Source organism: Flavobacterium hibisci (assembly GCF_020026925.1).
Taxonomy (GTDB): domain Bacteria; phylum Bacteroidota; class Bacteroidia; order Flavobacteriales; family Flavobacteriaceae; genus Flavobacterium; species Flavobacterium hibisci.
The window spans coordinates 177784-194494 of record NZ_JAIQDW010000006.1 but is presented as its reverse complement, the minus strand read 5'-3'; the positions used below and the strand labels follow the sequence as shown (position 1 = coordinate 194494).

The 16711-nt window shown below is 38.4% G+C and carries 8 protein-coding genes; all 8 read right to left on the bottom strand.

What is annotated here, in order from left to right; genetic code table 11:
• Positions 1–66: 66 nt before the first annotated feature.
• Complete coding sequence (locus K8B81_RS08645; RefSeq protein ID WP_223680889.1) at positions 67–1998, bottom strand: family 43 glycosylhydrolase; 1932 nt, start codon at positions 1996–1998, stop codon at positions 67–69.
• A gap of 48 nt (positions 1999–2046) precedes the next feature.
• Complete coding sequence (locus tag K8B81_RS08640) at positions 2047–4620, bottom strand: alpha-L-arabinofuranosidase C-terminal domain-containing protein (RefSeq protein ID WP_223680887.1); 2574 nt, start codon at positions 4618–4620, stop codon at positions 2047–2049.
• Positions 4620–5990 (bottom strand): glycoside hydrolase family 27 protein, encoded by a 1371-nt coding sequence (locus K8B81_RS08635; protein WP_223680885.1) that lies wholly within the window; start codon positions 5988–5990, stop codon positions 4620–4622. Before K8B81_RS08635 ends, K8B81_RS08640 begins: the two co-directional genes overlap by 1 nt.
• A 130-nt stretch (positions 5991–6120) precedes the next feature.
• Entirely contained in the window at positions 6121–8541 is a 2421-nt protein-coding gene (locus K8B81_RS08630; RefSeq protein ID WP_223680883.1) for a sugar-binding domain-containing protein, read from the bottom strand.
• Between the two features lie 83 nt (positions 8542–8624).
• On the bottom strand, positions 8625–10211 hold the full coding sequence (locus tag K8B81_RS08625) for a glycoside hydrolase (protein WP_025572993.1): 1587 nt from the start codon (positions 10209–10211) through the stop codon (positions 8625–8627).
• Positions 10212–10392: 181 nt separating this feature from the next.
• Positions 10393–12030 (bottom strand): glycoside hydrolase, encoded by a 1638-nt coding sequence (locus tag K8B81_RS08620; protein ID WP_223680881.1) that lies wholly within the window; start codon positions 12028–12030, stop codon positions 10393–10395.
• 1 nt (position 12031) lies between these two features.
• On the bottom strand, positions 12032–13633 hold the full coding sequence (locus K8B81_RS08615; RefSeq protein ID WP_223680879.1) for a RagB/SusD family nutrient uptake outer membrane protein: 1602 nt from the start codon (positions 13631–13633) through the stop codon (positions 12032–12034).
• 11 nt (positions 13634–13644) lie between these two features.
• On the bottom strand, positions 13645–16677 hold the full coding sequence (locus K8B81_RS08610) for a SusC/RagA family TonB-linked outer membrane protein (protein ID WP_223680877.1): 3033 nt from the start codon (positions 16675–16677) through the stop codon (positions 13645–13647).
• Positions 16678–16711 lie beyond the last annotated feature (34 nt).

Below are 16711 nucleotides of genomic sequence, written 5' to 3'. Positions count from 1 at the left end.
CTACAAAACAAAAAAAAGCTGCTCCGGGGCAAGGTAGAGCAGCTATTTACAACTAAATAATTTACATTACTTAATTGCCTGTATTCCTGTATGGGTTGGGGTTACCTGTTTAATGGTTCCGTCTGGGTTGAATTCTAATTTATCCATACACACTTCGCGGTGAAAACCTCCGGCCTCTCCCATTTTTATTCCGGTTGGGTATGAAAATCGGTGGTACGTGATATACCATTCGTCTTTGTTTGGAATCTGTAAAACTGAGTTATGACCTGTTGCATAGATTCCCTGATCCGGGATTCCCTGAATTACGATGTTGTTTTCCGGAATTTCAATTGGTCCCAGAGGCGATTTTGAGGTTCCGTAGCGCACTTTGTAATTCGGGCTTCTGGTATCGTCTTCGCTCCACATGAAATAATAGGTTCCTTTTCTGTAAATCACGTAGGTTCCTTCGCGGTACGTTTTATCTACCTTAATCAGTTTCACATCGCCTTTGAATGAAATCATATCATCATTCAGTTCAGCTACAGCCATATATCCGTTACCCCAGTACAAATAGCTTTTTCCTGTTTTAGGATCTGTAAAAACATCCGGGTCTATTTCCTGACCGCCTTTTATTCCTTCCGGTCTGGTCGCTACCAAAGCTTTTCCGCTGTCTTTGAAAGGTCCTGCGGGATTGTCTGAAACGGCAACACCAATTTTTTGCGCTGCAGTGAAATAATAGAAATATTTATATTTCCCTTTTACCTTTTTCTCTACAATACAAGGCGCCCAGGCATTTATGTTGGCCCAGCTCACGTCTTTTGGAAGGTCCAAAATAACACCTTCGTCTTTCCAGTCTACTAAATCAGCTGAAGAGAAAGTTTTAAAATACGTTCCCGACCAGCCATCAAAACCATCGCTGGTTGGGTAGATGTAATATCTTTTGGTTTTGTTTGAATACAAAATATCCGGATCGGCATAATAGCCTTCTAAAACCGGATTATTATTGATTTTTGGCAATTTTTCAGGAGTTCCCCATTTTGCAAGCAGCCTTTTTAATTCGGTACGCGTGATGGGCAAAATAGTTCCGTGACGAGGTTTGAAATCCATTGAAATCTCATCGTCAATTGTTTTGAAATTTTCTAAATCGGTACTTTTTGTAAACTGGTATTTTCCTTTCATGTAAACGTCATACATCAGAATATACTCATCCGAATTGTTCAATTTGAAAACACTCGAACCTTCTACAGATTCTTTTGTCTGCTGCAGGTAATTGTCGTTTTCTGTCCATTTTCCTGAAGTCAAATCGGTTGTAGTAGCCACTTTGATTCCTGGATTTTCGGTCTCGGTTTTGTAAAAAAGATGATACACACCGTCCTTTTCGATAATGTCGCCGTCAATACACGCTTTTTCAGATTTTGGAACAAATAGTAATTTTGGCTCGCTTTCCAGTGCTGTAAAATCTTTATTCGCATAAGCGTAATAAATTTTATCCGCATCATTGTTATGCTGCATGCTGAAGTAAATCAGATACTTTCCGGCTTTGGCATCGTAAATCGTCTGTGGCGCCCAGACACGTTTCAGGTTTTCATTGCCCGGAAATGCTTTCTGGATATTTACGACACTGCTTTTCCAGTTTACAAGGTCAGTACTTTTTAGCAACACCATGGCACGATTGCTGTCCCAGCCTTTTGAAGAAGTCATATCGGTCAATACCATATAAAATGTTTTGCCGTCATCACCGCGCAAAATATGAGGATCGCGCACACCACCTGTTGAACTGATTACCTTACTGTCTATAACTGGTTTATCTTTGTTGAGGGTGTAATAGTGATAACCATCGGCGCTTACTGCATAACGGACCGCTTCTTCTTCTACACTGTTTCCTGTAAAATACACAAACAAATACGCGGTTAAATCTTTGCCGGGAATAACTGGAGGACTTCCTGCTGCAGGCTGCTGTGCCTGTAGTACATTAAAAAATGCTACTAGTACTATAAGATAAAAATGTGTTTTTTTCATTATCATTTAATTTTATTATGCTCTTTAAATTCTGGTATCATGCAGAATTTAAAAGCTTTCATTTAAAAGTGTTTTAGAACTGATTTTCACCCGGATTACTGCGAAAGAATACGGAGGCAGTTCTTTTGAAAATGCTTCTTTGGCAGTCAGTTTCTGTGTAACCGGCCTTGCTGCTGTTTTATCCGGTTTTCCGGTCATCAGCGTGTAAGTTGTATTTTCAGCGGTTGAAAAATTCGTCAAATCTATGGAAGGCGTTACCGAAGCCGGAAGGAGATTGACCAATTTTACAATCAAATCACCAGTAGCACTATCCTGAACAGCTGATATTCCGATACGCTTGCTGACATCGTTATTGGTGTCCGAAAGTTTTATAGTATTTTGCAGGTAAATATCGCCCGGATTCTGACCGTACAATTGCTGTACAAAATAATTTACCGTTGGTTTTACTTCATTCCCATTAAAATAAATCAAATCAGGATTCCATTGTGTGTGTTTTTCGCGTGCCAGTAATGGCGCATACGAAGCCATTGCAACCACATCACCGTTTCGCTCGATTCCGGTCAGGTATAAAGCTTCGGCTAAAGCATTGTAAAACTTATTGCCCCAAGACGCATATTCACCCAGATATACTTTTGATTTTGAGCGGTCATAGCCATCATAAAAACTTTGATTGTTGATGAACCAGCCCGGACTCTGGTAATAATGTTCGTCAACAATTGGCAGTTTCATATCGTCTGCAAGTGCCCAGCCTTCGTCATAATCTGATCCTTCATTAAAAGGTCCAACAGTACCAATTACAATGATTTCAGGATATTTTTGCTGTACGGCTTTTACGATCATTCGGTAGCGTTCTTCGAAAACATCACTGATCAGGTCTTCATTTCCGATTCCGACATATTTTAAATTGAAGGGCTTTGGATGACCTGCTTCAGCACGTTTTTTTCCCCAGACACTGGTTGCGCTTCCGTTTGCGTATTCAATCAAATCCAAAACATCCTGAACGTATTCGTCCATATCTTTCATCGGGATTCCGAATTGCTGTCCGGCACCTCCGTCAGAAGAGTTCTGGCAAGGAACACCGGCTGCTAAAACCGGAACCGGCTCTGCTCCAAGATCCTCACAAAACTGAAAGTACTCAAAATATCCTAATCCCATTGACTGATGGTAATTCCAGATATTTCGTGAAGGGATACGGCTTTCTAAAGGTCCAATCGTATTTTTCCATTTGTAAATATTATGAATTCCATCTCCATGTGCTACACAGCCGCCCGGAAAACGCACAAACTTAGGATGCATTGCTGCAATAGTTTCTGCCAAATCTGCCCGAAGACCATTTTTACGATTTTTGAAAGTCTTTTGCGGAAAAAGTGAAATCATATCGACAGCGGTTTCGCCAGTTGTACTGATTTCCAAATGTGCATCTGTAACCGTTTTGGAAGGTTTTAGAACTGCATTTACTTTTTTCCAGGAAGACCCTGATTTTAAAGAGGCTTCCGCCAAAGTTTCTCCCGAAGCCGATTTTAGTTTTACAACAAAACCTGCACCTTTTGCAAATACACTAAAATCATATTTTTCATTGGCTTTAAGCGGAATGCCGTCAAATCCGGTGTTGCTGATAGTTCCTTTTGTAACTACAGCATAATTTGGATTGTTGAGATGAATCGGGTTTTCTTTTGCAATTTTAAAATCACCACTCCATGCCATTGTTGCGTTCCATTTTTCATCGCTGCCTTTTTTATCGTGAACTGTATATTCGAAACCACGATTTTGAATCAGTTCACCATATAAACCGCCGTCTGCAGCATAATTAATATCTTCAAAAAATACGCCTGTAAGCATATTGCTTATTTTTTTAGGGTCTTTCGTAGTGATACTAATTTGAGCCGTTACAGGCTTTAAACCCGTAAATAATATACTGTCACTTTTTGGAGAAGCATCGTTCTGTTTGTCCCTGAACTTAGAAGCTTCCATATTTTTGATCAGTGAATTAACAAGGCTCCACTCTACTTCGGTCACTGTTCCTTTTACATTTTGTCCCTGCAAAATAATCTCTGTTCTTGAAGGAAGACTTTCTGTATGAATTGTTGTTGCACTATAATTTTTAAAATCTTTCGTGGTATTCGAATAGTTTTTATTATCAACTGTCCAGTGAATCACATACAGCCCGTTTTTACGGCTTACTTTTATATCTTTAATGATGGGCTTCACCTCTGTTTCTAAGCTTTTCATCACCTGAACGTAATTCTGGCTTTTCCAGTTAATCAGATTTTTGCTTGAAGCATGTGCAAAAACATCATCATTTACACTCCATAAACAATGAAAAATTCCGTTATCATCTTTTATAAAATATGGTTCCGTCATGCATTTGCCTGTTGGTCCCCAGCTGCCGTAATCTGATTTTAAAAAACTGTGTTCAGGTCCTATCGCGAACCAGTTTTTCTGATCGGCGCTCCAGGCAAAATGAAGTCCGTTTCTGCCGTTACTTTTTAATGTCGAATACGCAAAAAGATAGACCTTGTCTGGTTTCTCTTCTTTTATTTTTAAAGTAAAAGCAGATGAAACTAAAATAATGGCTAAAAACGATAGCTGAACGAGCAGGTTTTTCGGTGAAAAGTGCTTCATTATTTTTTGCTTTTTAATTTATAAAGAACAGAAGCGTGAGGTTTTAAAGTTGTGGAAACTTCTTTTGAAGAAAGATTTACTTTTTCGCCTGTCCACATATTTTTACAATCAGCAAAACCGGCAATACCAAGATCTGAAAGAGGTATTGAAACGTTTTGAGCATCTGTATCTGAAATATTAAACAATGCCAGATATACGCTGTCGTCTTTTGGATTTCTTGAAGTCACGGCAATTTTTCCGTCTTTGTGAAAAAGCTGTTTTACATCCGTACTTTCATTGTGCATTTTTACTACTTCTTTATTCGTCAGCAATGCTAAAGTAAAGGCATCATTGCTAGGCAGATCACCTCCAAAGAACAAAGGGGATTTAAAAATATTGAAAAAAGTAATCAAGGTGTATTGTTCATCCTTTGTAAGACGGGTCATTCTGTCTTCTCCTCTTTCTCCCCTAACTGAAATACGTCCAAGCGGAATCATATCACAATCAGGCCATGTTCCCGGAGCAATGTACGGATACCATTTTTGCGCTACATCCATCAAATGTGTAATGTGCGGCCAGGTATCCCAGACATCATCTACCATACGCCACATATTGGCGTGTTCTTTTACGTGAGCAGCAGCTGAAATTGGTGTTTCTCCAGGCGAAGTACTTAATACGATTTTACGTCCGCATTTGTCTATTGCCTTTCTGATCAGGTTGATTTCACCTTCGTGATACGGTCTCGACAAATCATCAATTTTAATGAAGTCAACGCCCCATTGTGCGTATAATTCAAAAATAGAATCATAATATTCCTGTGCGCCCGGTTTATCAGCCAAAATGGTATAATTGTCTTTTAGCCATTCGCACTGCAGGGCTGTTGTGTAAATCTGGTCGGCTGTAACTCCTTTTGCACCTTTAATCGGCATTTTTTCTTCAACAGCTTTTTTAGGAATCCCACGCATGATGTGAATTCCGAATTTCAATCCTTTTTTATGAATATAATCTGCTAAAGGCTTGAATCCCTGATTGTCTTTTGCAGAAGGAAAACGGTTTACAGCCGGAAGATAGCGTCCGTATTGGTCAATTACGTAACGAGGGTCTGTTTGGTTGTATCCGCCTGCTTTATCATTTTCTACAAACCATCTGATATCAACCACTACATATTCCCATCCAAATTTTTTAAGCTCTTTTGCCATATAATCGGCATTGGCTTTTACCTCATGTTCTTCTACTGTGGGACCATAACAATCCCAGCTGTTCCATCCCATGGGAGGAGTTTTTGCCCACTGCTTAAATTCACCTTCTTTAAAAATTGATTTTTGAGCATTTGAAAGAAATGACGTTAAAAAAATACCTAAACCGAATATAATTATGCTTTTTATTTTCATATCAGTAAAAAAAATAAGTGTTAATAGTACACTTCAAATATAGTAAACTTTTTATCATTACAAAAAATAACCTGCTTACTTAACAAAAAGCAAGCAGGTTTATGGGAAAATTTCAAAAATAACTTACTAATTATTTTACATTCACAGTTACTTCAACCGGTTTTAACCACTGGCTTGTAAAAGTAACTTTAATAGGCTGTGCTTCTCCTGTTGCTTCAATGTATGCAGCAATGTGTCCGTGGTAAACTCGCTGCACATTATCTGTATAATCTGTCATGTCGCTGTTGTTTCCTGCTTCAAGTCCTAATAAAACTCCAGGACCAGTAATCGTACAAGTCACTTCATTATCTGAAAGCATCACCGGAAGACCGTTTTGATCTTTAACCTGAACCATTATTTTTGCAACGCCTCTTTCTTTACTAATGGTGATATCTTTTTCAGCAATCGTTAATTCAACCGGCTGTTGGGTTGTTGTGATTGCGTAACGGCTTACTTCTTTATCGTTTTTATCTAATCCAACCGCTTCTAATTTTCCTGAAGCAAAAGGAATATCCCAGTAAATGATTCCGGTTTTTTCATCGTACAATTTGGTTTCCCCAACTATTTTTCCGTTTAACTCCAAACGTGCTTTTGCAGCATTCGTATAACAAACCACACGGATTTTCTGACCTGCCTCATAGTTCCAGATTGCCCATGCATCTTTAGAAACATCTTTCTCATCTTTCAACAGATAAGTCCCTAAATACGCCATTGGTTTGTCTGACCATAATGACTGACGGAAATATCCCCTTGGCTTGATTACCCCAGCAAAATCAACCAGCCCGGAATAAAATCCTCTTGAAGGCCATCTTCCTGACTCACCTAAATAATCAATTCCTGTCCATAAAAACTGTCCGAAAATATGCTTGTTGTTTTTTACAGCCAGCCATGGTTCCATGTCGTGCACATTTTCGCTTCCAAAAATCACCCTGTTTGGGTATTTTTCGTGATCCGACTGGTATTTACTTTCTGTATAGTTGTATCCTGTAATATCCAAAGCTCCAGGATATTCAGTTTCATTAGACATGGCTACACCTGCCAGACCTGCTGTTGTAGGACGCGATTTATCGTATTTTTTTACTGCTGCAACCAGACGTTTTGCAATTGCACCAAGACGCATCGCATCAGGAGCATCTTTTTTATACCCTCCGTAATTTGCCTGTCCAAATCCATTTTTACCCTGATCTAAAACAGGATGCGAATACGGATCGTTTGGATAATCTACTTCGTTACCAATGCTCCATCCAAAAACAGACAGATGGTTTCTGTCACGGCGTACAAAATCTTCTAAGTCTTTTTCTGCCCAGTCGGCAAAAATATCAAATGATCCTTCAAATCCTGGTGTTCCGTAATTCCAGCCTTCCAGCCATTTACGTTTCGGGAATTCCCACTCATCATACGCTTCATTTAATACCAATAATCCTAATTCGTCGCAAAGCTCATAAAATTCAGGAGCCTGCGGATTATGGCTCGTACGAATAGCATTTACACCAATTTCCTTTAATGTCTGTAATCTGGTTTTCCAAACTTCACGAGGAACTGCTGAACCCAAAACCCCGGCATCGTGATGCAAACAAACCCCTTTCATTTTCATCCATTTGTCATTTAATGCAAAACCATTATTTGGATCGAAAGTGAATTTTCTGAAACCTGTTTTGGTAACCGTTTCATCGACTTGTTTTCCGTCTTTTAAAATCGTCGTTTTTAACTGATACAAATTCGGATTGTCCAAATCCCATAATTGTGGATTTTTCACATTTAATTTAGTCGAAATTTTTCCATTTTGATTGGCTGCCACATCCACTTTTGAAGAAGATTTAGCTACTGATTTTCCGTCTTTTGAAATCAATTCATTAATTACCGTAAGAGCTGATTTTGATGCTGAACCATTTTCAACCTCAACCTCAACATTCAAAGTTCCTGTTCCTTTTTTTACTTCAGGATAGGCATAAACACCCCATTGTGCGATATGAACCGGATTTGCATATACTACCCATACATCCCTGTAAATGCCGGAACCGGTGTACCATCTTGAATCGGCACTCTGGCTGTGGTCCACACGAACTGAAATAGTATTTTCTCCTCCGTATTTTACAAATGGTGTCGCATCGTAAGCAAAAGAAATATAACCGTTTGGTCGTTTGCCTAAAGAATGTCCGTTGATGAAAACTTCGCTACGGTTGTAAACGCCTTCAAAATATAAATATACTTTTTCGCCGCTTTTACTCTGTGGAATATTAATTGATTTTCTGTACCAGCCAATTCCTCCTGGAAGAAAACCTGTACAACTTGCCAGTGTTGGACTCAATTGCCCTTTTACACTCCAGTCATGCGGTACATTTATCTTTTGCCATTTACTGTCGTCAAAAGTTGCGTTTTTTGCATCCGGAGTTTCCTGTAAATTGAATTTCCAGTTGTCATTAATTTTTTTTGAATCTCCAAACGAAATCTGACTGGTCGCTGACAGACACGAAAAGAGCAAAGCAGGGATTAAAATTTTCTTAATTAGCACAATAATTTATTTTAGTTAATTTTTGTTTCAGGTTTCAGGTTTCAGGTTTTGGCTCAAACATGAAACCTGAAACTTTATTTTTTTTAATATTGTAATTCTCCCACAAACGTTACTACAGACCTTGCGGGAATTTCCAGGTTATCTGTTTTCTGAACTGTTCCTCTTTTTAAATTAGAGGTTTCAGAAGTGGTGTAAGGAGTAAATTCGTTGTTTTTTACAGCTCCTCTTGATAAATCAAATTTGTATTGCTGCGCTTCTTTTCCGCAATTTACTGCTACTACAATCAGTTTTTTGTTCTGAACATCTTTGTAAGCTGTTAGCATGACATCATTTGCGGCATCCATTTCATTTTGATTCGGAACATCAATCCTTAGCATTCCCGGACGTACGAACAAAGAGTAATTCCCTAAAGCCCAAAGCAGTTTTGAATCGTGAAATTCACCATCATTGCGAACATAATCAGGTGCTGTTCCTCCATTAGTTTTTCCGTCATCCAGATAGATTAAACCATCTTTGTAATCTACACGCGTAATAGAGGTCCACCATTGCCATGAAGCTGCATTGGCAACCGCAATATCATTATGAATTAATCTTGCAACAAACAAAGCAGTCTGCATTCCTAAATCCCTTCCTCCGCCTGAACCACCCGGAATTTCAGCTTCTCCCGGATTTTCTAAAATACAGTATTCAGACTGCCAGTATTTTAATCCTGGTTTCTGTTTTACTTCTGCAGCAATCAGTTTTCGGCTTAAAACCTGTTTTTCGACTGGCCATGTAGTAAAATAACTGTGTCCAAGAATGACATTTTTTACATTTGAAAGCTTTGAAACGTTGGTTTTTGTCTTTCCAAAGAAATAATCAATCTGATTGTCACGATTTTCGGCATTTACATTTCCATATAAATAATCGATTTGTGCGGCTTCAGCGATTACGATTTCGGTTTTCATTTTATTGGCTTTCAGCTTTTCAGAAAGCGCTTTGGTTACCTCATAAATTTCCTGGTTCGTTGCCGGGGTGCCTTCCTGACTGTTGGTGTCACCGCTTTTTGGCATCCATTCCCACTGAGGTTCATTTAACGGACTTACATAATCGAATTTTATTCCTTCCTTTTTCTCCAGTCCCTGAATACTTTGAACTAAAAAATCGGCAAATTTTGGAATTGCACCATCTTTTAGATTCAGTTTATTTTTTCGGGAAGAGAAAGATAATCCGTTATGCGTCATATGAACCGGCGGACTGTTAGTAAAAATCAGGAATTTTTCAACTCCTCTTTTTTTGGCTGCCTGCAGAAACCATCTCTGTCCTTCCTGCTTAGAAAAATCATAGGTTCCGTCGGCATTCAGAAAACATTCGCTTCTTCTCCATTCGTCAGAAACTTTACTGTCTTCGCCTTGTTCCGTACTTCCTGCCCCGAGATTAAATCGCCAGATCGAAAGTCCGATTCCTTTTGGATTTCCCGCTGCATCAATTTCTTTACTGAATAACAAATCTGCAATCGCATTCTTTTTTTGTTCAGGCCAGTTTTTACCCACGAATTGCGCTCTCCATGCATCCGAACCTCCAAAACCATCCATGGTCTGAACTACATTATCTGTGCTGATAGTGATGGTTCGCTGTCCATATGACAGCGAACTCATTACTACTAAAAGCGAGAGATATACTTTTTTCATTTATTCTTTTGTTTTCTAATCGACGTTATCGTCTAGTTTGTCATTCCGAGGAACGACGAATCTCACTAGAAATTCCGCAAAGTATTTCGCCAATCTTTGTCGATTTAACGAGTGCGATTTCTCCTTACGTCGAAATGACAATATTGTGGTAAAGCCTTTAAAACTTTATCTCTTTGTATCACTACTTATAAGTCCCTACATACGTTACAACTGATCTTGCCGGAATTTCTAAATTCGTAGCATCAACAGCTGCACCTTTTTTAAGGCTTAATGTTTCAGAAGTAGTATAAGGTGTCAGTTTATTATCTGTTAAAGCACCACCGCTAAGGTTGAACTTGTATGTTTTTGCGGCTTTGCTGATGTTTACTGCAACAATTACCAGTTTTTTAGCGGCAACATCTTTGTAGGCCGTCACCATCACATCGTTTACAGCTTTTGCACTATCAACACTTGGAACCTGAACCCTAACCATCCCCGGTTTCACAAAAAATGAAAAGTTTCCTAAAGCCCAAAGCGTTTTCGAATCCCTGATAAATCCGTCATTTTTACAATAGTTGGCATCTCCGGCACCATTGCTTGAACCATTATCAACGTGAATTAATCCGTCTTTGTAGTCTCCGCGGCTAATAGCTGTCCACCACTGCCATGAAGTTACACCCCCAACTGCAATATCGGTACTAATAATACGGGCTGTCCAAAGTGCCAGAGAAATTCCTAAATCCCTTCCAGGACCTGCACCACCCGGAAGCTCAGCTGTTCCAGGGCTTTCTAAAACACAATATTCTGTTGACCAAAGACTTAAACCTCCAATAGATTGTGCTCTCGTAGCAGCTAATTCCCTTGAATTTACTAATTCTCTCAAAGGCCATGCCTGCCAGTAACTGTGTGCTGAAATAGTTTTCTTAACATTGCTTAAACCTGCAATATTTTTAGATGAATTAGAAGCAAAGAAGTAATCAATCTGGTTCGATCTGTTTTCTTTTCCTATAATTGTTTTATACAAAGGTTCATACGACCCTCCTTCTCCTACTACAATCTGAGAATTCAGTCCTTTTGACTGTAATTTTGGCGATAAGACATTTACAAAATTGTAAATATTCGTATTGGTAGCCGGAGAACCTTCCTGCCCTGAACCATCCCATTCGTATTGCGGCTCGTTGAAAGGACTTACATAATCGATTGTCAGTCCGTGCTCTGATTTTAATTTATCTAATGAAGTTACCCAGAAATCAGCCAATTCCGGCATTTTCCCTTCTTTCAGATTGTAAAATTCTTTGATACTCGCATGCGCTTTTCCGTTTTGAGTCAAATAAACCGGAGCACTGTTTGAAAATGCCAGTAATTTATCTACTCCACGTTCTCTTGCCGCTTTCATGAACCAAACCTGACCGGCCTGCTTAGTCATATCATAGTTTACTCCGTCTTTAGTAAAACATTCTGTACGTCTCCATTCGTCACCAATATCACTGGCATCGCCCTGTTCAGCACTTCCTGACCCAAGGTTAAAACGCCATAATGATAAACCGATACCTTTTGGATTTCCTTCAGCATCAACATCTCTGCTGAAAAGCAAATCTGCCATTTGATTTTTTTTATCAGAAGGCCAGTTTTTTCCAATAAAATTACACTGCCAGGCATCAGAAGCACCAAAACTTTCCATGGTCTGAAGATTAGCATCCAGATTTACTTTCAATTCTGTAACAGCATTATCAGAATCAGCATTTTCATTTTTATCAGAATCACAGCTTACTAAAAAAGAGCTGGCGAAAAGCAAGCCTGCACACAGCAGACTTACTTTATTATTTTTATATAATGTCATCTTAATAATTAGGGTTTTGAGTGATTACACCATTACTTAAATCTCTCTCGATTTGTGGTATTGGCCAAAGCAAGTGTTTTGCAGGATCAAAATTGATTCCTTTATCCTGTGCTTCTCTTGTATTTGTAGTCTCGTAAGGATCTGTAGAACTTAAGTTGTATTTAACGAAAGTACCGTTTGGACCCATCAAAGTTTCAATAACACGTTTTCCTGTTGTTGGATCTTTTTCACGACGGATGTCGAATAAACGCAATCCTTCAAAAGCTAATTCCAAACGACGCTCTTTGTAGATTTGTTTTAAAAGCGTTGGTCCTGAAATTCCTGTTTTAGGCTCCAAATCAACACGATCCCTGATGATATTAATATCTGCCAAAGCATCTCCGCCTGTGTGATAGTTTGCCTCTGCTCTTGTCAGGTACATTTCAGCAAGACGAATCAACGGAATATTTAAAGGTAAATGTCCGTCTTTTTTATCCAAAGTACGACGTGTAGCGACTGGAATGTAATATTTACGGCAGATACGTCCTGATTTATTATCATTTAAACTGAATTTATGAGTCGGGTTTAAAACCTCATCTCCGTAAGCAGCTTCTCCCCATTTGGTAATAGTGCTTCTGCGGCGGATTTCATCATTTTCAGAAAGATAAGCATTCTCTAAATCACTGGTTGGCATACACCATCCCCATCCGTCAATAACATCTTTGGCATCATTACTAGGAAAGTTTTTCTTATCTTCTCCCCTTGCCCCTGATAAAGTTGGCAGCATAGATCCTAAAGCTTCGTTTTGTACAGAAGATGACTGGGCTTCCAAAATAGATTCTTTACCGTTATGATTGTTTACATTCCAGATATCCAGGAAATTTTCTTCTAAAGAGTATGGTCCTTCTGTAATTACTTTGTTTGAATATAATTTTGCATCAGCCCACTTTTCCTGAAATAAAGAAACACGTGCTAACAAAGCATAAGCAGCCCATTTGTTTATTCTTCCGTTTCTGTTTACCGCAATTCCTTCTAACTTGGCAGCAGATTCTTTTAAGTCAGCTTCTATTTGCGCATATACCTCTGTGGCAGGGCTTCTCTCTAATTTTAAATCAGATGTCCCTAAAGATTTTGTATATAAAGGAACTGCTCCAAAAAGATTAACCAATTCGTAGTAGCAATATGCACGAACAAATAAGGATTCTCCCATGTATTGATTTTTCTGAGCATCGGTAATTGGTGAGTTTGCCATTTTTTCTAAACCGATATTTGCAGATTGAATCGTGTAATAATGTGCCGTGTAAATACTATTCATGTCCCCCATATTATCTGGAGTAACGATGTATTGCGAACAAGGTCTGTGAGCTGAATTATCCTGACCTGTATTACCCATCCACGCGTCATCTGTTGCCATTTCGTTTGTAATTCTTGGAGCAAGCAATGTGTACCAGTCTTTAGAAAGCAATAACCTTTGGGTTAATTCATTGGTGTATTTTTCGCATTCCTGCGCTGTCTGAAAGTAGTTGTCCAGTGTCTGTGTTCCTCTTTCTTCTTTTTCAATAAAATCCTCACAGGAAACTGCAAACATTGAAAAAGCTATTATTGATAAAATTATTTTTTTCATGTTTTCTATTATTAAAATGCTACATTAAGACCCATCAAAATGGTTGGCTGAACCGGATAGTTCCATCCTCCAAAACCTGACCCTTTAACTCTGTCATCTTTGTCAGGATCTCCTCCTGCAACTTCAGGATCAACACCTGTATATTTTGTCCATGTCCATAAATTCTGTCCTGACAATGATATTCTCAATTTGTCTAAGCCAAATTTATTCTGGAACGTATATCCTAACTGAAGGTTCTTCATACGAACAAACGAACCGTCTTCTACATAGAAAGAAGAGAACTTAGTAAAGTTTTCGTTATTGTCATCTTTAGATAAACGAGGGATATAATTAGAAGTTCCCTCCCCATGCCATGCCATCTGATCTAATCCGGCTACCTTATTTGTTAAACTTGCACCGTTATACAAATCTGAGATGTTTTGGTTTACGATATCATTTCCGATGCTTGAATAAAAATTAGCTACCAGATCAAATTGCTTGTAAGCAAAATTCAGATTCAGACCCACATTGTAATCTGCCCAAGGTGAACCAATTTTAGTTCTGTCTTTTTCATCTATTTTTCCGTCTCCATTCAAATCTTTGAAGCGAATATCACCCGCTTTTGCATAAGGCTGTAATTTAGTTCCGTGTTCATCTGTGTGAGCATTCAATTCGGTTTGATTCTGAAATAATCCGTCTGCAACATACCCGTAAAAATAACCAGGTTCATCGCCTTTAACCGTCAAAGTTCTGTTTCCTGCTCCGTAAAGTCTTTCCCCTTCAGCTGACAAAGAAACCATTTCTACATTTACTGTTGTAAAAGTCAGATCTACACCATAGGAGAAATCTCCTTTTTTATTTTTATACGAAAGCAATAAATCTATACCGCTTGACTGCATAGAACCTACGTTTGTCCAGATTGTTGCATATCCCGGAAAACCACTGTATGTTGGAAATTGTTTTTTGAACAACATATCGTTTGTTTGCTTCTGATAGTATTCTAATGAACCTGAAAATTTATTTTGCCACAAACTAAAGTCAATTCCAAAATTGATATCTTCAACGGTTTCCCATTTGATATCTTTGTTTGCCATAGAAGATGGGTAAGAAGTATCTACCATTTCACCTCCAATTACATAATAACCTCTTCCAATATTAGACTGATAAACTGAAGCCGGAAGCCCCTGATTACCTACTTTACCCCAACCTGCTCTCAATCTAAGATCGCTTATAACTTCTTTAGTATTTTCCATAAAACCTTCATTCGAAATTCTCCATGATGCAGAAGCAGAAGGGAAATTCGCCCATTTATTATTAGCCATAAACTTAGAAGATCCATCACGTCTGAAAGTACCTGTAAAATAATATTTACTGTCATAGTTATAAGAAAAACGGGATATATATGACATTATAGAACTAGACCAGCTGTTGCCTTTACTATTACGGTTTTTAGTCGCGGCATTTACTTCTCTCATCGATTCTGAATTGTTAGGAATACCTTCTCCATATCCCCAGACATCATTACCATTATACTCTTCCATCGTACTACCAATCATGAGTGAAGCATTGTGTTTCTCAGCAAATGTTCTTGAATATGTTGCCGTACTCTGCCATGTCCAGTCATGATTTGTAGTCGCTCTTCTCTCAACGCTATTAATTTCTGCTTTTTCGTGAGCAGCATCAATGATGAAATCTGGTCTAAATATACTTTGTACTTTATTACCTACTTCGATAGAAGCCTGAGTACGGATCACAAGACCTTTTATTGGCGTATATTGCAAATATCCGTTTGTATTTAAGTTATATTGGTCTGTATAATCATCATATCTTTTTACAGCAGCAACCGGATTCCATACATACGAAGGAGAACGTGCATAAATACTATATTCATTTTCTAATCCGGTTAACTGGTCTGCCGGTTTGTAAATTGGCGTAATAGGATCAATTTTAACAAAATCTGCCCAGTTTCCAGGACCTCCCCATGTTTCATAACGTGGATTTAAAGTAACTCCTGCGGAGAATTTATCGGAGAATTTAAAATCATTATTGATTCTCATCGTGATTCTTTCCCATCCTCCTATTTCATACATCGATTCTGAATTGTAATAATTTAAACTAACAGCATACGTGTGCTTGTCTGAACCTCCCGAAGCTCCTAGAGAAGCATTCGTTACAGGAGAACTTTTTCTGATTCCTGCACCCCACCAGTCTGTTGTTTTTCCTCTGTACTGAGAAGCATTTGGTAAATAATCTGAATAGCCAGAATTATTATAAGCCGTATTCATAATATTAGCATAGCCTTCTGCATCAGCCATATCATATGGATTTTCCATCATCTGCATACCCGAACTAAGGTCAAAAGTAAACCTTGTTTTTCCTGATTTACCTTTTTTCGTAGTAATAAGAATAACCCCGTTAGACGCTCTCGAACCGTAAATAGCACTTGCAGAAGCATCTTTTAAAACCTCCATGGACTCAATTTCATTATTACTTAAAAAGTTGATACTGGTTCCCATTGGAATACCATCGACTACATAAAGCGGATCTGTACCCAGATTAAGAGTAGAAATACCACGAATCAATACCCTTGGCTGTGCTCCCGGACCTCCTTGTCCCGTAATCTGAACACCGGCTACTTTACCCTGTAAAGATTCAGTTACGTTACCAACTGTCATTGTCTGCAGTTCTTTTCCTTTTACTGAAGAAATAGAACTGGTTACATCGCTCTTTTTTACAGAAGCATATCCTACTACTACAATCTCATCCAACACCTGACTAGATTCTTCTAACGTAACATCCAGAGTAGTTTTATCTCCAACAGGAATGAGTTTAGTTGCAAAACCGATGAAAGAAAATTCAATCTGAGTATTTGCATTAGGAACAGAAATGGAGTATTTCCCATCAAAATCTGTTGCTGTTGAGTTAGAAGTCCCTTTGACCATTACATTCACACCCGGAATTGGCACATTGGCTTTATCCTTTACAGTTCCTTTGATTGTTATTTGCGCAAACGATGCTGTACTGCATAGCAGGGCAATAAAAAACCATATATATTTAAATTTCATATTTAGCTATTTTATTTATTAATGAGATAACAAA